Below are 20,526 nucleotides of genomic sequence, written 5' to 3' on the forward strand. Positions count from 1 at the left end.
GCCTCAAGCCCGGAAAAGGCGTGCGCGACCGAAATGCGGGTATGTATCGGAATCCGCCGTGTTCGGCGGCGAGGCACAGGCCTGCACGACGGCATGCTGGAGTTTCCCGACGGAATAGGGAATCCGCAGATGATGAATCCCGTAGTCCCGAAGAAGTGGTCCCAGCTTGCCGTAAGCGGAAATGGCAAGCAGCGGGTATCCAAGTCGGGACAGCCGGATGGCCCTGATAACGCCGTCCAGCGCCTTCTCCCGTCCGCACTCCACCACGACAAGCCCAGGGCCGTGCCGCTCCACCTCCAGGGCAGCCTCCGGCTCTTGGCAGGCCGCGACCGGCCTATGGCCAAGCGCCGATAGCGCATCCTGGAGCGCCGAAGCGGTGCATTCATCATCCTGCACAAGCACGAGACGGACCATGTCGACTCCTCCCCAGTGTCGCTGCCATGCCCCCTCTGGCGGGGGTTCTTAGGCCAACGCCCTGGGTCAGGGACTGTCGCCGTATAAATGACAGCTGCGGAGCAGTCGGGCTGCAGAGACGAAAAAACCCCGCCGCGGTGCGGGCACCGGGCGGGGCGATGTGGCAGTGGCCGGGCAGTCCGGCTCTACCTATGTTTCTTACTGCGACGATGCGCTCTGGCCGGAACCGCCAGACGAGGTCGGATCGATCATCATCGTGATCTCGTCATTGTTCTTGGTCTTGCCGGTGGCCAGATAGGCGGCATCGAGGATCTGCACCTTGGTGAAGCCAGCCTTTTTCAGATCATCGATGACCTGCTGCTGACCGCGCAGGGCCATCTGCTGACCGGACGCGCCGCCCTGCTGGCCGCCACTGCTCTGCTGGTTCCCGCTCTGCTGGCCGGACGCGTTGCCCTGCTGGCTGCCGTTGCCGGACTGGGCCCCAGCGCTGGCGGCCGGCGGATCGACGACGAAGGTGACCTGCTCCCCGTCCTTGGTCACGGCGCTGACGAGATAGGCCGCGTTCAGGGTGCGGACATCCTGGATGCCGGCCTGCTTCAGGGCCTCCTCGACTTCCTTGTAGCTGCGGGTCGATGCCTGCTGAGACTGCTGGCCGCCGGACTGGCCGGCAGTCTGGCCGCTCTGCTGCGGGCTGCCGCCCTGGGGGGAGCCGCCCTGCTGGCCTTGTGCCAGGGCCACCGACGAAACGGACATGGCAAGGGCCACGGCCGGAACGATCAGGGTTCGCATGGTGTGTCTCCTCGTTGCTTCTGGCTTGTCGGTCCAGGCTTGGACGGCCCGCACAACACCACCCAAGAAGACCTGTTTCAGGGTTTTCCGGCACGGAACCCGTAACGGCCAGCGCTCAGGGACTGCCGCCCGCCATGCCGGTAACGGTCTGGGTGAGCGCCTGTATGTCCTTGTTGCTCTGCAGCTCCGATAACGTCATCGGCAGCTGCAGACCCATCTTACCCGCGGTGGCAGACAGCTTCGCCGCGGCAAAGGGCACGGCCAGCCGGCCGGTGTTCTTGTCCTTGGTCGAGATCAGGGCCGCCACGATGCGCCCGCCGGGCACCACCGCCAGATTGTCGACGGTACCGATCACCTGTCCGCCGGGGCCAGTGACCTGCGCGCCGAGCAGGTCCTTGATCATCATCTTGTCCTTGGCGGCGGACCCAAGCGCTTGCGCGGCCTGGGATGCGGCCGCCCCGAGGCCTCCCGGCATGCCCTGGCTGCCGGAATTGGGCAGGTTCTGCGCCGAGGCGGGCGCAGCACAGACAGCGGTCAGCACGGCAAGGGCCAGCAGTCTCGGGGGCACGGTTCTCTCCATCCTCATGGGGTGTGCATATAGAACAGGGCGCGTCCCGGCCCGTTTCCGACCTGCAAGGACACCGTCTCCGGCCGCTATGCCGACAATTTCGGCAACGGGTGCCGCGTCGGGTGGTTGGGCGCGTGAAGGGTGATCATCACCCGTTTAAACCAATCCACTTCCGGAGGATCGGAATGCGCCATTGCCTTTCAATCGCCTCGACGCTGGTGCTGCTCCTGGCCGCGCCAGCCGCTATTGCCCAGACGCAGGATACAGAACCGTCCACCCCTGCGCCGGGCGCAGCACAGCTTCCGCCCGAAGCGCTGGACGCCGACCGCGAGCCCTATCCCGGCCAGCCGGCCTATGCCCGCGCCGCCAACACCGACGCCCCGGTCGGGCTGGCCAAGGTCATCGGCAAGCAGGTGCAGACCCTGGGCGGAGAACCGCTGGGCGAGGTCGAGGATATCCTGGTGGACAGCGAGGGCGCGGCGCATGTGCTTGTCGCGCTGGAGAACAAGCGGGTCGCGATCCCGTGGCGTGAAATGTCGGTGACGCGGCTGAACGAAAATATTGTGGTCTCGCATCCGGCCGCCGAGATCAGCGCCCTGCCTGCATTTGAAGAAGGTGCTACAAACGTTGGGCAGATCGAGTAGGACATTTTTGGGAACCGCCCAGGGACTGATCAGTTGGTGGCGCAGGTGACACAGCATCACCGCAAGACCAACCCGACACAGTGGAGGAGCTCCATGCGGAACTCACTTTGGCTGGGCACGGCCGTCGCGCTCGTGCTTGGCACCGCCTCAATCGCCCAGGCTCAGCAGTCCGGCCAGCAGCCGCCCCAGGCCAGCCAGGGGCAGCAGGCCGGCCAGACCCAGCAGGTCCAGCAGCAGGCGCAGAAGCTGCAGCAGGTCCGCAGCAGCCTGGAGACGGCCAAGGCTGATAGCCTGCAGCAGCCGGTGACCCAGGCCAAGGCCACCCTGTCCGAAATCCGTCAGGCGCTGGAAAGCAGCCAGCTGGACAAGCAACAGCTCCAGCAGTTGACCAGCCGGATCGACAGCGCCGAGGAGGCGCTGGAGCAGGCGGCCGAGAACCAGGACAAGCAGGCCGCCGTCCAGGCCATCACGGACCTTGAAACCCAGATGCGGCAGGTCCAGACCGCCCAGTCCCAGAGCGGGTCCAATCAGCAGGGCCAGCAGCAGAGCGCCCAGGCGGATGGTGCGGAGGCGGCGGAGATCCAGGTGCAGCAGCCCTCGCCGGATGTGACCGTGCTGCAGCCCGCACCGAACGTCACGGTGCAGCAGCAGGCCCCCGACGTGGCGGTGCGGCAGCCCGAGCCGGAAGTGAGTGTCAACCAGGCCAAGCCGGACGTCACCGTCCAGCAGCAGGGCAAGGCCGAGGTCGACGTGGTGCGCGAGGGCGAGACGGAGGTCACCGTCCTGCGTCCGGACGAGGAACAGCAGACCGCCCAGGTCGGGGGCGCGGAGCCGGAGCGCGAGACCGAGACCCGGCAGGCGCAGCCGATCGGTCCGGCGGGCATGGAGGAGACCCGGACGGCCACTGCCGATCCCGCCGCTGCACCCAGCCAGTCAGCCGGGCAGTCCGCCGGTCTGGCGCAGGCCGAGAACCTGATGGGCCAGTCCGTCATGGGTCCGAACGGGGAAGAGATCGGCGATATCAACGATCTGCTGGTGGACCGCACGAGCGGCGATATCCAGGCCATCGTCGTTGAAGTCGGCGGCTTCCTCGGCATCGGCGGCCGCCAGGTGATGATCCCCTGGCAGGAGGCGAACTACAATCCGGGCGAGGGCAGCGTCTCGGTGAGCCTGACCAAGGAGCAGATCGAGGCGATGCCGGAGTTCAACCGCGACCAGCTCGGCGAGAACATGGTCGGCATGGGCGAGCAGTAAGGCGCACCTAGAGGCGCACTGATCGAATGAAGGCGGGCGGCCCGGTCAACGGGCCGCCCGTTTTCTTCTGTCTGTGTCGAGCGCGGAGAGGTTGGCGGGCGAGGGCACGCCGCCGCGCCGTTCCGGCCCTGCTCAGCCCGCCATGATCAGCACCGCGGCATAGCCGGTCAGTCCCGCCAGAAAGGGCAGAAAGCGGCTCTGGCGCTCTTCGGGAAGCTCCTCCTTCAGGACGTTGAGCACCACCCCGCCGGACAGGAAGGCGAAGAGCAGGCCGACCGCGATGTCCGACACCGTCAGGATCAGGCCGAGCAGCCAGCCTGCGGCCACCGCGCCGGAGAGGAGCCAGCGGGCGATGCGGTCGTAGGCCGACTTATAGTCCTCCCGCAGGCCGTAATCATTGGTCACGAAATGCAGCGCCATCGCCACGGCATAGAGGGCGAGCGACCAGATCCCGGTTTCCTCCCTGTGCAGGAGAAGATAGCCGATGAGGAGGTTGTAGAGGGAAAAGGACCCGATATGCAGCCAGAAGACGCCCGCTTCCGGATGGTCCTCCCCACCGCGCGCGCGCATCTGGGCGCGCGAGCCGCGGACATGCCGCTCCAGCCCGTAGAAGGACACCAGCCCGAGCAGGGCCATGAGATAGATTTCGGTTTCCAGCAGGCCCGCGCCGACCTCCGCCTCGACCCTGTTCTGGTGGGTTCCGAGTTCCGGCAGGACGTGCAGGAACACATAGGCGACCGCGACGCCGCCCGCCATGGAGAGCCATCGGCTGCGCGGGACGCCGTGCAGGAAGCGGAGCTTGCCGACGAACAGGTGAACGATGATAAAAAGGGCCAGGGCTGCGGCGGCAGGAACCGTCATGTCTTCTCCGAAGTCGAACCCGGCAGGTTGCGGACGCGGCCCGCTTCAGAATGCCAACGCCCCGACAGACGCCTCAAGCACAGGCGCAGATGGCTGGACGTCGTGAGGGATCGGACTCCCCATCCTGATCGGGCCCTGTCTCGGGGCAGCCTTCCAGAGAGTCGGCTTGCATTCATCGGGGAGGCGGGATGGGCAGGAGATCGATGGGGGCCGGCAGCGACCAAGCGATAGCCCGGCCTCGGCGGGCGCGATCGTCCTCTTCCGCGCCGGAACGGCTTCGATGCCGTGGGCGGACCGATGCGGCCCGCTGCTTTCGGAGCGCGGACACGCCCGCGCCGGACCTTCGGAATCTCTGGACGGGACGTCTGTTCTGCGGCGCAGGAGCGCCTGCGTTGCGGCGGCATTCGCCTGGTCCGCTCCGGGGTGGTGCTGGACGCAGGCAGGCCGGCGGCCGGGCGCGGCGCAGCGCAGAGGCGGCGATCCGCACGGGGCGTTTCGGCAGGGCCGGCGCCGGCTGGGGAGCGGGACGCGCCGGAGCGACCCTGGCCGGGTCCGGAGTCCGGAGAGCATGGGGTCGGGGCCCCCGCCGGGGCGCTGCTGCGAGTTCCTTCAGCCGGGATCTGGCCCGGTTCAGCCTGGACCGGATGGTGCCCATGCTGACGCCGAGCTGGGCGGCGACGGCCTTGTAGGACCTGCCCTCCACGCCACAGCGGCGCACCAGGAATTTCTGCTCCGCCGTCAGACGGTTGAAGGCATGCCCGACCTCGCGAAGCTCGACCTGATGCTCCTGCCCCGCCGCGACCGGGGTCTCGTGGTCGAGCTCGACCTCGGCGCAGCGCCGGGCGGCCTTGCAGCGGTTCATGAACAGATTGCGCAGGATGGTGGTCAGCCAGGCATCGAGATTCGTGCCCCGCTCGAACAGATGGAGCTTGGACAGGGCGCGGACCATGCAGTCCTGGACCAGATCCTGGGCATCGTCGGGATTCCGGGTTAGGCGTAGAGCATAGCGCTGGAGTTCCGGCAACGCTGCGGTCACGTCGGAAACAAGCGGGTCGTTCATAGGCCGATCCTCTCTGTTCTCCGCAGATGCAGCCTGCCCTTCGGCACAGGGCCGCCTGTCCGGCCCGATTGGATCAGGGCACGGTGGGGTTCGTCGGCTGCTTCACCGCTGCCAACCGGAGCGGCCACAGATTGTCACAGGAAATCTGCACATATGTGCTGAAAAGCCAGGGTGCGTGCACCCTTGGGCGTCAGCAGCCCTCGGTTCCGACCGGCGGGTCAGAGCAGCAGGAGGCGCTGTGGCGCGGCGTCGAGGTGAATGTAGCCGGAGAGGCTGGCCAGCCCGTCCCGGTCCAGAATGTCGGCGGCGCCGTCGTGCACCTCCGCCAGGCCGTGGTCGCGGAGCCAGTCCAGCGATCGGGCCACGTGGGTCCCGGACATGCCGGCGGCATCGGCCCAGTGGCGGCGGCGCAGCGGCATCTCGCAGGTGGTTCCATTCACGAGCCCGATGCGCTCAAGCCGCTCCCACAGCTCCAGCAGAAGGTAGGCGATCCTGTGCGGACCCTGCTTCTGCCCGAGCACCGCGAGCCGGAAGTCGGAGCGCCGCCGATCATCGATCAGTCCGCGCACCAGCGCCTTGGCGAGGTCCGGCTGCTCCGCGAAGATCCGGTCCACGGTCTCGCGGCTGTGCAAGGAGAGCTCCACCCGGGTCAGCGCCTCGACCCCGTAGATCATGCGCGGAAGGAATGCGGCCGGAAGCCCGACCAGATCGCCGGGCAGCAGGAATTCGACGATCTGCCGCGAGCCGTCGGCGAAGGGCACGTAGCGGAAGGCCCAGCCCTGGTGAAGGGTGTACAGGGGCGCGTCGGTCTGTCCGGGTTCGATGATGGAGGCGTTACGCATGCGACGAACCTGCCGCTGGGTGAGAGCGGAGACGAAGGCGGCCTCCGAGGGCGTCAGAGGGCGAAAACCGGACCTTTTCCCAAATCCGTGCTCCCCCCGGCTCACTTCCCGCATGACATCATCCTCGGCATCGGCTTGCACCTGATGGAGAGCGCCCGCGAGCCTGGGTGCGTTCTGCAGGCGTCCTGGCCGTATTTCACATCTCCTCTGAGCAACGGCACGGCTACTCCGTTGTTGCAGCGCCTGTGCAACAGCGTGAAATCAATGGCCGGAGCAGCCCTGGTCTGGCTGGAAACGCTGAGCGGCAGCACTAGGTCGAAGGTGGCTGGCCCGCCAAGCCTGCGGTGTGGCCTGGTCCTGGATATTCGGGCTTGTCAGGCGCGGACGCGGTCGCACCCGCCCGCCGACGTCGCGACTGTCTTCCGTCGGCTCAGCGCCAATCCAGAACGACATCCCGCGCCGAGCGATTTTCGACGCCGACCAGCAGGATCGGGTTCTCGTCGAAGGTGATCCGAAGTCCCTCAGATCGTTACCGCCGCGCGCCCTGTCCGGAAGGCGACGGGCGTCGCCCACCAGCCGACCGAAGCCGAGCGTGTCACGGTCGTCCAGGTCGAGATCCTGCCCCCGCGCGCGGCTGCGTCCGTCGAGAGTCCCATTCCTGCCGCCGATCAGAAGCTGGTGGTCGTTTTCGTCGATGATGAAGACGGGCATCTCTGCCTCCCCGGGGCGCCGGATGCGCCGGCGCCATTTTCGCGCCGATTCCGGCCAGCGGGCAGAGACGCTTCGGAGGTCGCCTTAGAGAAAACCCTGACTGAAATCCGGAACCGTTGCGGGATCGGATCACGGTCGATGGGGCGCCCCGGGCGGTTGAGGCTTGTCAGAAGCTTCCGAACAGGGAGCCCAGGACGATCACCGTGACCAGCGCGAAGATCGGGATGGCGATCGCCACCACGAAGATGTCCGGATAGGATTGGCGATGCGTCAGGCCGCAGATGCTCAGCAGCGTGATCACGGCGCCGCAATGGGGTAGGGCGTCGAAGCCGCCGGAGGAGATCGCGGTGACGCGGTGCATCAGCTCGGCGCTGATCCCGGCGGACTGGGCCATGGCGGCATAGGTATCGCCCAGGGTCTGCAGCGCGATGCTCATGCCGCCGGACGCGGACCCGGTGATGCCGGCCAGAACATTGACGGCCACCGCGAGGGAGATCAACGGATTGTCCGGCGACAGGCCGAGCACGGCGTCGCGCAGGACGATGAAGGCCGCCAGAGAGGCGATCACCGCGCCATACCCGACCTCCGACGCCGTGTTGAAGATCGGCAGCAACGAGCCGATGGCGCCCCGGTTCACGGCCTCCCGCGCGTCCAGCCTGCGCCAAGTCAAGGCCAGGATCGTGAAGCAGGACACGGTGAGAGCGATGATGATGGCCCAGGTGCCCTTGACCCGGTCCACCGTCGTTTCCCCATATTCCGGCTGGGCCAGATAGCCCGTGTCCATGGCCGGAATCACCACATTGCTCAGCAGGTAGTTCAGCCCGACCACCAGGAAGATGGGAAGGAAGGCGAGTGCCGCGCTGGGGAGCGGCCGGTCCCCCTCGACAGGGGGCTGGAACGCCTTGGCCGCCGGCCGCTCCCCCGGGGCGAGGCTGCCGGCCGAGGCTTCATCGAAACCCTCGCCTGCGGCATTGGCGCGGTGATGCCGGAAGCTCAGCCAAGCGGTGCCCAGCCCGAACATGATCAGTCCGGCGATGATGCCGAGACCGGGAGCGGCGAAGGCGTCCGTTCCGAAATAGGGCATCGGGATCAGGTTCTGGATGGCCGGCGTTCCGGGCAGGGCCGTCATGGTGAAGGTGAAGGAGCCCAGGGCGATGGTGCCGGGAATGAGCCGCTTCGGCACGCCGGCCTCCCGGAACAGGGCCACGGCGATGGGGAAGACGGCGAAGGCCACCACGAACAGCGACACGCCGCCATAGGTGAGCATGCCGCAGGACAGCACCACGGCCAGGATCGCCCGCTCCGCCCCCGTATGGGTGACGATCCAGCGCGCGATGGCGGCGGCGAACTTGCTGTCGTCCATCAGCTTCCCGAAGACCGCGCCAAGCAGGAACAGGGGAAAGAAGGTCGTCACATAGGCGCCGGCGGACTGCATGAAAATCTGGGTGTAGGTCGCCAACAGGGGCGCATCGCCGCCGATCAAAACCGCCAGCGTCGCCAGCAACGGCGCCAGCACCAGCACGGTGATCCCCCGGTAGGCAAGATACATCAGCAGACCAAGGGAAAGGATGATGCCGAACAGGCCCAGCATTCAAAGGCTCCCCATCCGAGTTCATGCATTGCAGCAGAGGCGCTACGGAGCGTAGCGCATTGCACCCCGCACTGAACACGCGGGGAGGGCGGATTGCATGCTCGCATCCGCGAAATCTCACGGCCTGATCGGACCCGACCGGCCTGCCGGGACCTTATTCCTCCCCGCCGCCAAGCTCCAGGAGCTGCGGCCCGGGCCCGCGTTTGAAAAGCATGTCCTGCGGGTTCCGCAGCGGGCAGGCGGACAGGGAGAGGCAACCGCATCCGATGCAATCGCTCAAATGATCGCGGAGCTTCGTCAGGGCGTCGATACGCTGGTCCAGCTCTGCCTTCCATCCGGCAGAGAGGCGGCTCCAATCCTCCGCCGTCGGCGTGCGCCCTTCCGGAAGGCTTGCCAGGGCATGGCGGATGGAGGCGAGCGGGATGCCCGCGCGTTGCGCGGCCTTGATCACGGCGACCCGGCGCAGCACGTCGCGCCCGTAGCGGCGCTGGTTGCCGCGGTTCCGGCTGCTCGAGATCAGACCCTTGGCCTCATAGAAATGAAGCGTGGATACGGCGACGCCGCTGCGCTCCGCAACCTCGCCGACGGAAAGATCCCTGGCGACCGGATCTGCGTCGCTCCCGCGCATGCGCTTTGCCTCTTGACCTCAAGTTAAGTTGAGGTCGTACCACGGGACTTCCATGGCGGCAACGCACCGAGGGACCGGGGCAATGACAGCAGATGCCCAATTGAGAAAATCCGCTCTCCCCTGTCGGGGGCAGCCACGCTCGCGCGTCCTTGGGGCAGGGGCAGCAGCACCGGCAGCAGGTCCGGACGGCGGAAGAGGAGAAAAGCGGATGCGAGGCTTTGCTGCGCGGCCTGCCGACAAGGTCGAACCGGAGCGTGGATTGAGCACTTGTGGTCGGAGCCGATCCATGGCAATGAACGCATCCGACATCGGAATAGAACCGGCACTGGTGCTTTTTCTCGATGCGAGGCCATTGTGACGCTTGGCTGCAACATGACGGAAACGTGGCTGGAGTAGACGCACGGGCGGACGAATGGCTGCCCCGACGGCATGAGGGAAACAATCATGAGTGCGAAATCCTGGGCAGCGGTTGCGGCCGGCATCGTGATCGCGGCCGGCGGTCTCGGCGGCTTCAAATATTTTCAGATTTCGGCTGCCATCGCGGAGGCCGCCGCCATGCCGGAGCCGATGGAAACGGTCATGGCCATTCAGCCACGGCTGGGCACATGGTCGGCAAGCTCGCGCGCGGTCGGCACCGCCGCGGCCCTGCGCAGGGTGGAGCTGCGCAACGAGTTGGCCGGCACCGTGGTGGAGGTCGGGTTCGAGTCCGGCGCGGTGGTCGAGCAGGGGCAGATCCTGGTCCGGCTCGACACGCGGGAGGAGGAGGCCGAGCTGGCCGCGGCGAAGGCGGATGCGGAACTGGCCCGGCTGACGCTGGAGCGGCGGGAGCGGCTTGCCGCCACCCAGGCCGGCAGCGCCGCCGATCTGGATGCCGCCCGCGCCACGCTTGCGTCCGCCCGCGCCAGGGTCTCCACGCTGGAGGTCCGGATCACCAAGAAGACCCTGGTTGCGCCCTTCCGGGCCCGCGTCGGCATCCGCGATTTGCAGCCCGGGGCCTATCTGTCCGAAGGCACCCCGGTCGCCCTGCTGCAAGGCGCCGATCCGGACGCCTATGTCGACTTCGCCTTTCCGCAGGATGTGGCGGCCCGGCTGGGGCCCGGCAGCAGCGTGACCGTGTCCGGCAGCGCGCTTCCCGCCGGCGGAGCGCCGGCCCGGATCGTGGCGCATGATGCCGCCGTGGATGATGGCAGCCGGTCCATCCGCTTCCGCGCCGTGCTGGAAGGCATGGGCGACAAGGTGCTGCCCGGCAGCTTCGTGGACGTCACCGCCGCGACCGCCGATCCGCAGCAGGCCCTGTTCATTCCGCTGACCGCCGTGCGCCGGGCGCCTTATGGCGACCACGTCTTCCTGCTGGCCCAGCAGGACGGCGTCATGCGCGCGAAGCAGCAATTCGTCCGCCTCGGCCCGGTCCAGGGGGAGGAGGCGGTGGTGCTGAGCGGGCTTGAACCCGGCCAGACCATCGCCGCCAACGGCTCCTTCAAGCTGCGTGAAGGGCTGGCGGTGAACATTGCCGCCGCCGCGGCGGGCCTGCCGGCCCAGACGGCGTCCCGCTAAGAGGGGCCGGCCATGAGATTCGTCGATATCTTCATCAAACACCCGGTCCTTGCCCTGGTGATCAATCTGGTGGTGGTGCTCGTCGGCTGGCGCGCGGCGCAGGAGCTGCCGGTACAGCAGTTCCCGCGCATCGAAAGCTCCTCCATTATCGTCACCACCGTCTATGTAGGAGCGCCCGCGGACGTGATCCGCGGCTTCATCACCACGCCGGTGGAGCGGGCCGTCTCCTCCATCGCCGGGGTGGATTATGTGGAAAGCTCCAGCGTCGCCGGGGCCAGCACCGTTACCGTGCGCCTGAAGCTGAACCATCCCAGCACCGTGGCGCTGGCCGAGGTCGGCAACCGCCTGGACCAGATCCGCAACGAGCTGCCGGCCGAGTCCGAGCCGCCGACGGTTGAAATCCAGCGGGCCGACCGGCCCTATGCCACCTTCTATGTCAGCGTCACGGCCAGCTCCATGGACCTGCCGCGGCTGACGGACTATCTGTCGCGCGAAGTGCAGCCGCGCCTGACCACCCTGCCGGGGGTGCAGCGGGTCGGGCTGGAAGGGGCGCGTCCCCAGGCGATGCGCATCTGGCTGGACGAGGCCCGCATGGCCGCGTTCGGGATCAGCCCGGACGACGTGCAGGCGGCACTGACCCGCAACAACTACATCGCCGCGGTCGGGCAGGCGAAGGGCCGGTCCGTGCAGGTGGACCTGCTGACCGACACGGACCTGAAGACGCCGGCCGAATTCGAACGCCTGATCGTGCGGGAGAGCCGGGACGCCATCATCCGCCTGTCCGATATCGCCACGGTGGAGCTCGGGGCGGAGGAGCCCTCGGCCGATGTGCGGCTGGACAAGCAGGACGCCATCTACCTCTCCGTCTGGCCGCTGCCCGGCTCCAACGAGATCAGCGTCGGCTATGCCCTGCGCGAGGCGCTGGCGGAGATCGCGCCGGCCTTGCCGGCCGGCGTCGAGATCAAGATGGCCTATGACGGCACGGTCTATATGGAGGATGCGCTGAAGGAGATCGGCAAGACCCTGACCGAGACGGTCCTGATCGTCGGTTTGGTGGTCTTCCTGTTCCTCGGCTCCATCCGCACCGCCCTGGTGCCGCTGGTGGCCATTCCGGTCTCGCTGATCGGGGCGGCGGGCGCCATGCTGGCCATGGGCTTCTCCCTGAACCTGCTGACGCTGCTGGCCATCGTGCTGGCGGTCGGGCTGGTGGTGGACGACGCCATCGTCGTGGTCGAGAACGTCGCCCGCTTCATGCGGGAGGGCATGGGCCGCACCCAGGCCGCCCTGGCCAGCGCACGGCAGCTCTTCGGGCCGATCGTGGCCATGACCATCACGCTTGCCGCCGTTTATGCGCCCATCGGCTTCCTCTCCGGCCTGACCGGCGTGCTGTTCAAGGAGTTCGCCTTCACGCTCGCCATCGCCGTCATCATGTCGGGCGTGGTGGCGATCACCCTGTCGCCGATCATGAGTTCCTGGGTGGCGCCGGAAGGCGGCAAGGAGGGATGGTTTACCCGCAAGGTCGGGCACGGCTTCGACCGGGTCCAGGCCGGATACGCCGTTGCCCTGGACTGGGTTCTGCGCAACCGCCCGCAGGTGCTGGTGTCCGGCGTCTTCGTGCTGGTGCTGGCCGTGCCCTTCTACACCATGTCGCCGAAGGAGCTGGCCCCGGTGGAGGATCAGGGCATGGTGGGCCTGTTCGTCTCCTCCGCCCCCGACGCCACCCTGGCCTATACCAGCGGTCAGATGAACGAGGTGGTGGACCGGGCGGCGGGGCTGCCCGATTCCGGCCAGATCTGGCAGGTGGTGTTCCCCACCAATGCCTTCGGCGGCATCGAGCTGAAGGACTGGCGCGAGCGGGAGCGCAGCGCCATGGAGCAGCTTCCCGATTACTTCGGGGCCATGTCGCAGATCGCCGGCATCCAGGTCTTCCCCGTGCTGTTCCCCAGCCTGCCGGGGGCCGGCAATTACGATGTCGAGCTGGTGGTCAAAGGCACAGGCACGGCGGAGCAGATGGCCGGCTATGCCGGTCAGCTCGTCGGGGCGGCGTTCCAGAGCGGGCAGTTCATGTTCGCCGACACCGACCTGAAGGTGGACATGCCCCAGGTGAAGATCGTGGTGGACCGGGAGCGGGTGGCCGATCTCGGCCTCGACCTTGCGGAGGTCGGGCGGCAGCTCGGCACGCTGCTGGCCGGCAACTATGTGAACCGCTTCAACTATGAGGGGCGCGCCTACAAGGTGGTGCCGCAGGTGGGGCGGGATGCCAGGGCCGCGGCCGACCAGCTCCTGGACATGAAGGTGCGGACGCCGTCCGGCGCGCAGGTGCCCTTGTCCAGCCTGATCCGGCTGGAAACCCAGGTGGCCCCGCGCAGCCTGGCGCGCTTCCAGCAGGCGGACAGCTTCCGCGTCTATGGCGGCGTCGTGCCCGGCGTCACCAAGGCGCAGGCGCTGGAGACGATGGAGGCGGCGGCGCAGCAGATCCTGCCGCCCGGATATTCCGTCGACTATGCCGGCGAATCCCGGCAGATCAAACAGGAGGGCAGCACGCTGCTCGGCACGCTGGGCTTCGCGCTGGTCCTGATCTATCTGGTGCTGGCGGCACAGTTCGGCTCCTTCCGCGATCCGCTGGTGGTGCTGGCGGGATCGGTGCCGCTGGCGCTGTCGGGGGCGCTGGTCTTCCCGTTCCTGGGGGCGACCACGATCAACATCTACAGCCAGGTCGGTCTGATCACACTGGTCGGACTGATCGCCAAGAACGGCATCCTGGTGGTGGAGTTCGCCAACCATCTGCAGGAGCAGGGGCTGTCCAAGCTGGAGGCGGTGCGTCAGGCGGCGTTGACCCGGTTGCGGCCCGTGCTGATGACCACGGCCGCCACGGTGGTGGGGCACTTCCCGCTGGTGCTGGTCAGCGGCCCCGGCGCCGAGGCCCGCAACAGCATCGGCATCATGCTGGTGTCGGGCATGGCCATCGGCACGGTCTTCACCCTGTTCGTGCTGCCCTGTGTCTATCTGCTGCTGGCAAGCCGTCACGCGCGGCCGGCCAGCGAGCAGAACCCGGCCCGGATCGCCGCCGACGTCCGGATCGTGGCCTGAGCGGGGAGGGGAGCCGGCCTGTCGCGACATGCGGCGACGCCTGATCCAGGGTGTCGCCGCATTTTCCAGCGCTGCTGAGGAGCGCCGGGAAGCGGGTCGATCCCGCCCGGAATTTTAAGCGCTCATGCCGGGTGCAATCCGGGCAGGCCGGCATCCTGGGTCCCGTCGGTTCTGCGGGCCGCCAGGAACTTCACGGAGTCGCCGAAGACGAACCTGCTTTCGCTCACCTCCAACCGGGCGGCGGGCAGCAGCTCCTCGAACCGGGCCGTGTAGCGGGCGGCGAAGGCGAACTGCAGCCAGGGCGCGACCAGCCGCATCCAGACGCGTGCCGCGGCGCGCCGGGACAGGGTGTAATCGAGGATGCGGATGGTGCCGCCCGGCTTCACGATGCGTGCCAGTTCCTGCAAAGCCGGCAGGGTCAATTCGTCGGGCAGCACGCAGAACACGAAGGTCGCGACGGCATGGTCGAAACTGGCATCGGGAAGGCCCGTGTCCGTCAGATCCAGGACCTGGAACTCGACCTCCCGGTTCAGCCGCGCGGCGCGCCGTTGCGCCCGGTCCAGCATGGCCGGGCTGGCGTCCACGGCCACCATCCGCGCACCATGGGGATAGAAGGGGATGTTGCATCCCGTTCCGGCCCCGGCATCCAGGATCGTTCCGGAGATGCCGGCGAAGGCGGCCGTCCGGAGCCGGCGCTTCCAGAGAACCTCATATCCCTTGTCCAGCACATCATAGAGCGGCGCGATGCGTTCATATGTCCGAACGTAGCCGGTCTGCATCTGATCGTCCTCCTGAGCTGACATGGCCGGCCCAGCCGGTCCACCCGTCCGGAACTTGGGGCCGCTCAGCGTAGCGCAGCTTTATGACAGCTGATCGACAGGTCGCCTCCTGAAGGCCTTGGCGGGACATGGCCACATAGGCCACTAGGCCTATTTGTAACACTTTCGATTTTGTATAAAGACATGGATCAGATAAGCGCGAGACCTCCTGGCGTGGTTACCTCGCTGCCTTTGTGCAAGCAGCGTCCTCTGCTTCAGATGTGAGTGTTTCATCAACATCTAATGAATGCAGATGGATTGAGAAGTCGCAGGAGTCCTTGCAAGCGCTCGGAGAACGACAAATGAAAAGAAGGCAGCCCCATGGATCGCGTCAATGACCTGCTGAAAGACTTCCAGGATATGGCCATCCGTACCGCCGCAATGGCAGTGCTGGATCACGCATCCTCGAACAGCCAGAACGCACCGGCTCAATCCGCGTCCCGGCTCCTGGAGCTGGCGGATGCCGAGGCCTATGCCGGGGACTAGGGTTCCGCCCCTGGCTAGGGGCAGCGCTGGTGCCGCGAGCCTGCCCTGGTCCGGACAGCCGGTCAGCCTGGCCTACGGCCTTCAGGTCGCGCTCCCGTCGGAAACCGGCCCCGATGCGTGCGCCTCACCGGGGCCGGTGGCTACAGACGCTCCAGACGCAACAGCGACCGGTTGCCAACCCAGGCTCGTTTCAGCCGGCTCTCGATCTCCTGGGCCTCCGTCAGGTTTCCGCGGACGCGGTAGAGCTCGGCCAAGCCGTAGAGGGCCCAACCATTGCCGGGCGCCAGGCGCAGGCTGTCCTGGAATGCCGCCTCGGCTCCGGCCAGATCGCCGGTCTTCATCAGCGCTGCCGCCAGCGACTGGCCGACGGGATAGTACCAGTGCCGCGGCTCCATGTAGGGGAGCTGGTCCTCGAGCGACTTCGCCTGCCTGAAGGCGCTGACCGCCGCCGGCCAGTCGCCCTCCGCCTGTGCGATCCGTCCGTCCAGGATATTGGCCGCGATGCCGAGAACCTCCTGGGCCGGAACGCCGCCCTCCACCAACCCGGACAGATCGGCGGTCCGGGCGATCCTGGCGATCGCGTCACGCTCCTGCTGCGCGGCCTCCACATCGCCCAAGGCGGCTTGGGCGACGCCGCGCGCATAGTGCCAGATCGCATCGACGAAGGGGAAATCGCCGGACGGCCGCGGCAGGGCCAGGACGGCGTCCGGGGCGCTGAACTGCGCATGGGCGAAAAGGGGCGCGGCCTTGATCGGCTGCACGAAGGCGGGTGCCGCACGGGCCAGCGTGTCGGAAACGGTACGGCTCAGCTTTTCCGCCGCTGCGATGGCTGTTGCACCGTCGCCGGCCATCTGCGCCGAAACCAGCAGGAAGTGGATGTTGTGCGGGTAGTACCCGCCGGCATAGAGGCCCTCCGGCGCCACCTTGGCGAAGAAGTTCTCATCCGTGGCAACGGCCCGGCGGTTGGCGACAAGCGCATCCTGGTACCGGCCGATCCGGTAATAGATGTGCGACGGCATATGGACCAGATGACCCGCCCCGATTTTCATCCCGGCAAGCCGGTCGGCATAGGGTTCTGCCCGCTCCGGCCGGTCCGAGGCTTCCACCGCGTGGATGTACAAGTGGATGGCCCCAGGATGGTCCGGATTGCGCCTCAGCACCCGCTCCAGCGTGGCCACTATGTCGGCCCCGCGGTTCTTCGGCTTGGCGCCTCCGTCGGTCCAGTAATCCCAGGGGCTGAGATCCATCAGGGATTCCGCATAGAGTACAGCGATATCCTCATCCGGAAAACGGGCGGCCACATCTTCCATTGCATCCGCATAGGCCCTGTCCAGCTCGGCACGGCCAAGTCCGGACTCCGCCGGCGCATAGCGCTTGTCCAACGCCGCGATCAACGCCTGCTCGCGGGGGGGGGCCTTTGCGGCCAGCGCCTTCGCCCGGCCCAGGGCGGCCAGCGCCGGTTCATTGGCCGACGGGTCCATAGGGGCGTTGATATTGGGGCCGAGCACCAGCGCCTCGCCCCAGTAGCAGATGGCGCAGGACGGATCGAGGGCCTGGGCGGCCCGGAAGCTGCGCGCCGCCTCGGCGTGGTTGAAGCCGAAGGTCAGCATGATCGCCTGGTCGATGTAGCGCTGCGCCTCCTTCACCTGGGTCGAGGTCGGGAAGGGATGGCCCAGCAGGTTGTCCCATAGGGGAACTTCGGCATCGCCCTTTCCTTCACGGGGACGTGTATTGCCCGTGAACTGCTTCAATTCCGTGGTCTTCGTCGCGTGGCAGGCTGGTTCCCGGGCCGCTACGGGCATGGGAATGTGGCCGGCAACAGCCAGGATGGCCGCGGTCAGCGCCGTTGTGAGCAGCTGTCGTTTCATGATGATCCTCATTCCATATCGGGCGCGGATCGGCACGCCATGGAGATGAGAGGGTCTATCCTGCCCCTGTTGCCGAAGTATGTCTGAAAGGACTCAGTTGTGTTCGGCAGGTCGTTCCACCGCGAGATCACGGAATAGCGGTGTAGCTCCGCATGTAAACGGCCGATTCTTTCGGATTGATACTGTACGCGTTCTGCCGTGTCACCTGTCTGTACAAGAATGGGCACATTTGAGTGCGACCGGCGCGGCCGTTCCCGTCCGGCCGCCCGCAGTGTCGGACCACATCATGGGACCCAGCCACCGACCTGCCGCTCTAACCATTCGACCGCAAAGGCGCAGATCGACGCCGCATCGACGAGGACTGAGGGCGCGGCGCCGACCAAGCCTTGCGTTCCGTCTCTGCCCGCCAGGAACGCGCGCACGATCTGGGCGAAATAGTCGTCGGTCAGGCCGGGCACGACCGGCTCCGCTGTTTCGAACTCTTCGATCATGCGCCATAGCACGCCTCGGGGCATGGCGAAGGGCACCTCATAGCGGCGGATGCGCTTGCCCGGAATACGGGCCAGATGTTCGGCATGGTGAAGAAGCGTGATGGTGTCGAGCGGGGCGCCCACCATCAGCACCTTGCCGCCGGCCTCCACCAACCGCGCCAGCGGCGAGTCTTCCCCATAGCCATAGTCAAGCGGATGGGCCGAGACCAGCCGGTCGGCATAGGCCCCGATCGCGGCCACGGAGGCGCCCGGATTGCCGCTCCGTCTGGCCCCAGATGTGGTGCGGATGAACTCGGCCAGAATGCCATTGTCGCGGCTCGCCCGGGAGACCGCGGGGTCGAAGGGCGGGATGTGGTCGCGCCATTCGGGCGGAACGCAGCCGTTCCCGTCCAGCAACTCGTCATAGGCGGCGTCCCAATCCGTATAGGCGAGGATGGTGCCGGAGGGGCCGACTGCGTCGAGAAGGGCCCCGATCAGCGCATCCGGCCCGTTCAGCAGCCGTCCCACCCGGCTCATGGCTGCGTGGACCATGACCATGTCGCCGCTCCCGATTCCAAGGGCTTGCAGGTCGCAGCGGAGCGAGGCGCGCGTGCGGAAAGGTGGAGAGGTGGAAGGCGCCGTCAACATCTCGCTCCTTCGCTGCGGAGGGGATTTGTGACGTCGGCCTCATGCGTCCGCCGTCCGGCCTTGTAACAGAACGGCCCTCTGTGCCGGCCTAGAGCCGGGACCCATAAAGTGGACGCCGGATGCAATGTGGTTCAAGGTCTCCGAAGGGAGATCTGTTATGGATCAGGGCTGTTTCTGGCTGAGCGACGGGCTGTTCTCAGGGCAGGGGCCATTGTTGCCAACCAAAGCGGCCGATGATCGCCTGATGGCGCTCGTGGCCGATATTGCGCGCGAACCTGGCCCTGTCATTCCGCTCTGTCGCGGCGCTGCTGGAAGCCATGCGGGAGAAGATGCGAATTGGCCGTGCGACCTGGCCAGCGGCTTCGGTGAACAGCTTGCTTGATCGGGCAATGGCGCGTGGGGCTTGCTGGAGCTGATTACTGAAAAGCGCTGGCGGCCGGAATCACCGAAAGCGATAGGGTAGCTGCCGGCGTGCAAGAATGGCGGCCCGGCTGCTCCCAACATCACCGCCGAACGCCTCAACGCGATCACCAAGCGTGGGAGCGGCGGCCCAGCAGATGGTGGCGGTGGGCTTGCCTCGGTCTATCTATTCCATGTATGCTCCATATATGAATCGTATATGGGGATCACATGGGTATCGTGAACATCGATGATGAGCTGCACGATCAACTGCGCAAGGCATGCAAAGTGTCCTGCCGATCGATAAACGCCCAGGCGGCCTTCTGGATCAGGATCGGCATGCTCTGCGAGCTGAACCCCGACCTCACCTTCCATGCGATCGTCGCGCGCGAGCTGCGGCAAGCCGGGGTCGATGCCAAGGACCTGAAGGCTGCCTGAACGTGACGAAGACGCCTGAGGAGATCGAGCTTCTGGCCGAAGCCGGACGGCTGCTTGCCTTGGTATTCGCCCATCTCGACGCGGTCCCACTTGCCGGTCTGTCGACGATGCAGGTGAACCGCCTGGTTGAGGATTTTATTGTCGAGCACCTGGATGCACGCCCGGCCAGCAAGGGCCAGTATGGCTATGGCTATGTGCTTAACTGCTCCAGGAACGAGGTTGTCTGCCACGGCGTTCCATCGGACGGAGAAATCCTGAAAGACGGCGACATCGTCAACTTCGATATCACGCTGGAAAAGCACGGCTATATCGCGGACTCCAGCAAGACCTACCTCATTGGAACGGTCGCTCCATCGGCAAGGCGCCTGGTTCAGGTGACCTACGAGGCGATGTGGAAGGGCATCGGTGCCGTGCGCCCCGGCGCGAGACTGGGTGATGTCGGTCATGCCATCGAGCGGCATGCCAAGCGCAACGGCTATTCGGTCGTGCGGGAATATTGCGGTCACGGTATCGGGCGCGAGATGCATGAGGCGCCGGAGGTGCTTCACTTCGGGCGGCCTGGGACGGGCATCACCCTCAAGGAAGGCATGGTCTTCACCATCGAGCCAATGCTCAATCAGGGACGGCGCACGGTGCGGACGGAGGCGGACGGTTGGACCGTGGTGACGATGGATGGGAAACTGTCCGCCCAGTTCGAACACACGGTCGCTGTAACGGGCGATGGCGTGCGAGTCCTGACCTTGCGCCCCGACGAGAAGCCAACGGCTGCGGATGCCGGACTCCGGTGTCGATCGGTTCCGATGTTTGACCCCACCTGAAACGGTGCGCGAGTGACTGATCTCGCGCGTGGGATTGGAGAAGAAGAGCAAGGTCACGGGCGGCGCCGATCGTGACCCCGCCCAAGCTGCACTGCGTTATTGGGACCGTTCGCAAGGCCTGTGACACTCGCCTGGAATGGAATCCTGGTTGGACCGTAGAACGTTCGTTCCTGCCCCTCAGCAATCAGCCCGCGGGCATGGGGATGGATGCGCTCGGCCGCACGACGCCCCCCGGGCGCATGGGCGACCCGGCGGAGACGGGGGCGGTGGCCGCGTTCCTGGCATCCTCGGACAGCAGCTTCATGACCGGCGGCGGGGTGTTCGTCGATGGTGGACTTGCGCAGGTCTGAGGCCTTGTGCGTCTGCGCGTGAGGGCTTCGGTACCCGGGATCGAAGCCCTCGATGCGCTGTCTCCCTTGCAGCTTGGTCTGTGTCGCTGTTCTCCCAATGCAGCCGGAGGGGTCGGCGGACGGAGCTCTGGGGGCAGCGATCGACCGATAACGGGGGTTGGCGCAAAGCGGACTTCATCCATAGTCCGCCAACAATGCCCGCCTCAGCAGACCGGCATCCGTTTG

20 protein-coding genes and 1 pseudogene are annotated in these 20,526 nt (G+C 66.7%); 9 read left to right on the forward strand and 12 right to left on the reverse strand.

Annotated elements, in window-relative coordinates; all coding sequences use genetic code 11:
- Window positions 1-3 precede the first annotated feature (3 nt).
- The 3 genes from DOL89_RS22685 to DOL89_RS25225 form a co-directional block, all read right to left on the reverse strand.
- The gene (locus tag DOL89_RS22685; protein WP_119681634.1) at window positions 4-414 is read right to left on the reverse strand and encodes a response regulator transcription factor; all 411 of its coding nucleotides are present in this window, start codon (window positions 412-414) and stop codon (window positions 4-6) included.
- A gap of 198 nt (window positions 415-612) precedes the next feature.
- Window positions 613-1,203, reverse strand: coding sequence for a hypothetical protein (locus tag DOL89_RS22690; RefSeq protein ID WP_119681635.1), 591 nt, complete (start codon window positions 1,201-1,203; stop codon window positions 613-615).
- A gap of 115 nt (window positions 1,204-1,318) precedes the next feature.
- Window positions 1,319-1,771: a hypothetical protein gene (locus DOL89_RS25225; RefSeq protein WP_162937823.1), complete on the reverse strand. Its 453-nt coding sequence runs from the start codon at window positions 1,769-1,771 to the stop codon at window positions 1,319-1,321.
- A 185-nt stretch (window positions 1,772-1,956) separates the two neighbouring features.
- On the opposite strand from DOL89_RS25225, the gene DOL89_RS25230 reads away from it, so the two are divergent.
- Complete coding sequence (locus DOL89_RS25230; protein WP_162937824.1) at window positions 1,957-2,415, forward strand: PRC-barrel domain-containing protein; 459 nt, start codon at window positions 1,957-1,959, stop codon at window positions 2,413-2,415.
- A 93-nt stretch (window positions 2,416-2,508) separates the two neighbouring features.
- The gene (locus DOL89_RS22705; RefSeq protein ID WP_119681638.1) at window positions 2,509-3,669 is read left to right on the forward strand and encodes a PRC-barrel domain-containing protein; all 1,161 of its coding nucleotides are present in this window, start codon (window positions 2,509-2,511) and stop codon (window positions 3,667-3,669) included.
- 132 nt (window positions 3,670-3,801) lie between these two features.
- On the opposite strand, the gene DOL89_RS22710 is transcribed toward DOL89_RS22705, so the two are convergent.
- The 6 genes from DOL89_RS22710 to soxR form a co-directional block, all read right to left on the reverse strand.
- Window positions 3,802-4,530 carry a hypothetical protein gene (locus DOL89_RS22710; RefSeq protein WP_119681639.1) on the reverse strand — a complete coding sequence of 243 codons (729 nt, stop codon included), beginning with the start codon at window positions 4,528-4,530 and terminating at the stop codon, window positions 3,802-3,804.
- Between the two features lie 172 nt (window positions 4,531-4,702).
- A complete protein-coding gene (locus tag DOL89_RS22715) occupies window positions 4,703-5,590 on the reverse strand; it encodes a sigma-70 family RNA polymerase sigma factor (protein WP_119681640.1) in 888 nt (295 codons plus the stop codon).
- A gap of 218 nt (window positions 5,591-5,808) precedes the next feature.
- Window positions 5,809-6,432 (reverse strand): Crp/Fnr family transcriptional regulator, encoded by a 624-nt coding sequence (locus tag DOL89_RS22720; RefSeq protein ID WP_162937825.1) that lies wholly within the window; start codon window positions 6,430-6,432, stop codon window positions 5,809-5,811.
- A 261-nt stretch (window positions 6,433-6,693) separates the two neighbouring features.
- On the reverse strand, window positions 6,694-7,143 hold the full coding sequence (locus DOL89_RS22725) for a hypothetical protein (protein WP_119681642.1): 450 nt from the start codon (window positions 7,141-7,143) through the stop codon (window positions 6,694-6,696).
- 166 nt (window positions 7,144-7,309) lie between these two features.
- Window positions 7,310-8,731 (reverse strand): GntP family permease, encoded by a 1,422-nt coding sequence (locus DOL89_RS22730; RefSeq protein WP_119681768.1) that lies wholly within the window; start codon window positions 8,729-8,731, stop codon window positions 7,310-7,312.
- A gap of 157 nt (window positions 8,732-8,888) precedes the next feature.
- Complete coding sequence (gene soxR, locus DOL89_RS22735) at window positions 8,889-9,362, reverse strand: redox-sensitive transcriptional activator SoxR (RefSeq protein ID WP_119681643.1); 474 nt, start codon at window positions 9,360-9,362, stop codon at window positions 8,889-8,891.
- A 444-nt stretch (window positions 9,363-9,806) separates the two neighbouring features.
- On the opposite strand from soxR, the gene DOL89_RS22740 reads away from it, so the two are divergent.
- Window positions 9,807-10,916: an efflux RND transporter periplasmic adaptor subunit gene (locus tag DOL89_RS22740; protein ID WP_162937826.1), complete on the forward strand. Its 1,110-nt coding sequence runs from the start codon at window positions 9,807-9,809 to the stop codon at window positions 10,914-10,916.
- Window positions 10,917-10,928: 12 nt separating this feature from the next.
- Window positions 10,929-14,006, forward strand: coding sequence for an efflux RND transporter permease subunit (locus DOL89_RS22745; protein ID WP_119681645.1), 3,078 nt, complete (start codon window positions 10,929-10,931; stop codon window positions 14,004-14,006).
- A gap of 122 nt (window positions 14,007-14,128) precedes the next feature.
- On the opposite strand, the gene DOL89_RS22750 is transcribed toward DOL89_RS22745, so the two are convergent.
- Entirely contained in the window at window positions 14,129-14,785 is a 657-nt protein-coding gene (locus tag DOL89_RS22750) for a class I SAM-dependent methyltransferase (RefSeq protein WP_119681646.1), read from the reverse strand.
- A 360-nt stretch (window positions 14,786-15,145) separates the two neighbouring features.
- Here DOL89_RS22750 and DOL89_RS25235 point away from each other — a divergent pair, with 360 nt between their 5' ends.
- Complete coding sequence (locus DOL89_RS25235) at window positions 15,146-15,310, forward strand: hypothetical protein (protein WP_162937827.1); 165 nt, start codon at window positions 15,146-15,148, stop codon at window positions 15,308-15,310.
- Between the two features lie 140 nt (window positions 15,311-15,450).
- Here DOL89_RS25235 and DOL89_RS22755 read toward each other — a convergent pair whose 3' ends face one another.
- Both DOL89_RS22755 and aac(3) read right to left on the reverse strand, forming a co-directional pair.
- The gene (locus DOL89_RS22755; RefSeq protein WP_119681769.1) at window positions 15,451-17,190 is read right to left on the reverse strand and encodes a tetratricopeptide repeat protein; all 1,740 of its coding nucleotides are present in this window, start codon (window positions 17,188-17,190) and stop codon (window positions 15,451-15,453) included.
- A 272-nt stretch (window positions 17,191-17,462) separates the two neighbouring features.
- Window positions 17,463-18,296 (reverse strand): aminoglycoside 3-N-acetyltransferase, encoded by an 834-nt coding sequence (gene aac(3), locus DOL89_RS22760; protein WP_119681647.1) that lies wholly within the window; start codon window positions 18,294-18,296, stop codon window positions 17,463-17,465.
- A gap of 124 nt (window positions 18,297-18,420) precedes the next feature.
- On the opposite strand from aac(3), the gene DOL89_RS25240 reads away from it, so the two are divergent.
- The 4 genes and pseudogenes from DOL89_RS25240 to DOL89_RS22775 form a co-directional block, all read left to right on the forward strand.
- Window positions 18,421-18,678 (forward strand): hypothetical protein, encoded by a 258-nt coding sequence (locus DOL89_RS25240; RefSeq protein WP_162937828.1) that lies wholly within the window; start codon window positions 18,421-18,423, stop codon window positions 18,676-18,678.
- A 248-nt stretch (window positions 18,679-18,926) separates the two neighbouring features.
- Window positions 18,927-19,133 (forward strand): ParD-like family protein, encoded by a 207-nt coding sequence (locus DOL89_RS22765; protein WP_119681648.1) that lies wholly within the window; start codon window positions 18,927-18,929, stop codon window positions 19,131-19,133.
- Window positions 19,134-19,135: 2 nt separating this feature from the next.
- A complete protein-coding gene (map, locus tag DOL89_RS22770; protein WP_119681649.1) occupies window positions 19,136-19,951 on the forward strand; it encodes a type I methionyl aminopeptidase in 816 nt (271 codons plus the stop codon).
- Between the two features lie 200 nt (window positions 19,952-20,151).
- Window positions 20,152-20,301, forward strand: a pseudogene (locus tag DOL89_RS22775) (SDR family oxidoreductase); the annotation flags it as partial.
- Window positions 20,302-20,526: the final 225 nt, after the last annotated feature.

The sequence above is a fragment of the Indioceanicola profundi genome (assembly GCF_003568845.1).
Lineage (GTDB): Bacteria > Pseudomonadota > Alphaproteobacteria > Azospirillales > Azospirillaceae > Indioceanicola > Indioceanicola profundi.

Coding starts and splice junctions, on each gene's coding strand:
- DOL89_RS22685 (WP_119681634.1), bottom strand. CDS start 414: ATGGTCCGTCTCGTGCTTGTGCAGGATGATGAATGCACCGCTTCGGCG.
- DOL89_RS22690 (WP_119681635.1), bottom strand. CDS start 1,203: ATGCGAACCCTGATCGTTCCGGCCGTGGCCCTTGCCATGTCCGTTTCG.
- DOL89_RS25230 (WP_162937824.1), top strand. CDS start 1,957: ATGCGCCATTGCCTTTCAATCGCCTCGACGCTGGTGCTGCTCCTGGCC.
- DOL89_RS22705 (WP_119681638.1), top strand. CDS start 2,509: ATGCGGAACTCACTTTGGCTGGGCACGGCCGTCGCGCTCGTGCTTGGC.
- DOL89_RS22710 (WP_119681639.1), bottom strand. CDS start 4,530: ATGACGGTTCCTGCCGCCGCAGCCCTGGCCCTTTTTATCATCGTTCAC.
- DOL89_RS22715 (WP_119681640.1), bottom strand. CDS start 5,590: ATGAACGACCCGCTTGTTTCCGACGTGACCGCAGCGTTGCCGGAACTC.
- DOL89_RS22720 (WP_162937825.1), bottom strand. CDS start 6,432: ATGCGTAACGCCTCCATCATCGAACCCGGACAGACCGACGCGCCCCTG.
- DOL89_RS22725 (WP_119681642.1), bottom strand. CDS start 7,143: ATGCCCGTCTTCATCATCGACGAAAACGACCACCAGCTTCTGATCGGC.
- soxR (WP_119681643.1), bottom strand. CDS start 9,362: ATGCGCGGGAGCGACGCAGATCCGGTCGCCAGGGATCTTTCCGTCGGC.
- DOL89_RS22740 (WP_162937826.1), top strand. CDS start 9,807: ATGAGTGCGAAATCCTGGGCAGCGGTTGCGGCCGGCATCGTGATCGCG.
- DOL89_RS22745 (WP_119681645.1), top strand. CDS start 10,929: ATGAGATTCGTCGATATCTTCATCAAACACCCGGTCCTTGCCCTGGTG.
- DOL89_RS22750 (WP_119681646.1), bottom strand. CDS start 14,785: ATGCAGACCGGCTACGTTCGGACATATGAACGCATCGCGCCGCTCTAT.
- DOL89_RS25235 (WP_162937827.1), top strand. CDS start 15,146: ATGGATCGCGTCAATGACCTGCTGAAAGACTTCCAGGATATGGCCATC.
- DOL89_RS22755 (WP_119681769.1), bottom strand. CDS start 17,190: ATGAGGATCATCATGAAACGACAGCTGCTCACAACGGCGCTGACCGCG.
- DOL89_RS25240 (WP_162937828.1), top strand. CDS start 18,421: ATGTGGTTCAAGGTCTCCGAAGGGAGATCTGTTATGGATCAGGGCTGT.
- DOL89_RS22765 (WP_119681648.1), top strand. CDS start 18,927: ATGGGTATCGTGAACATCGATGATGAGCTGCACGATCAACTGCGCAAG.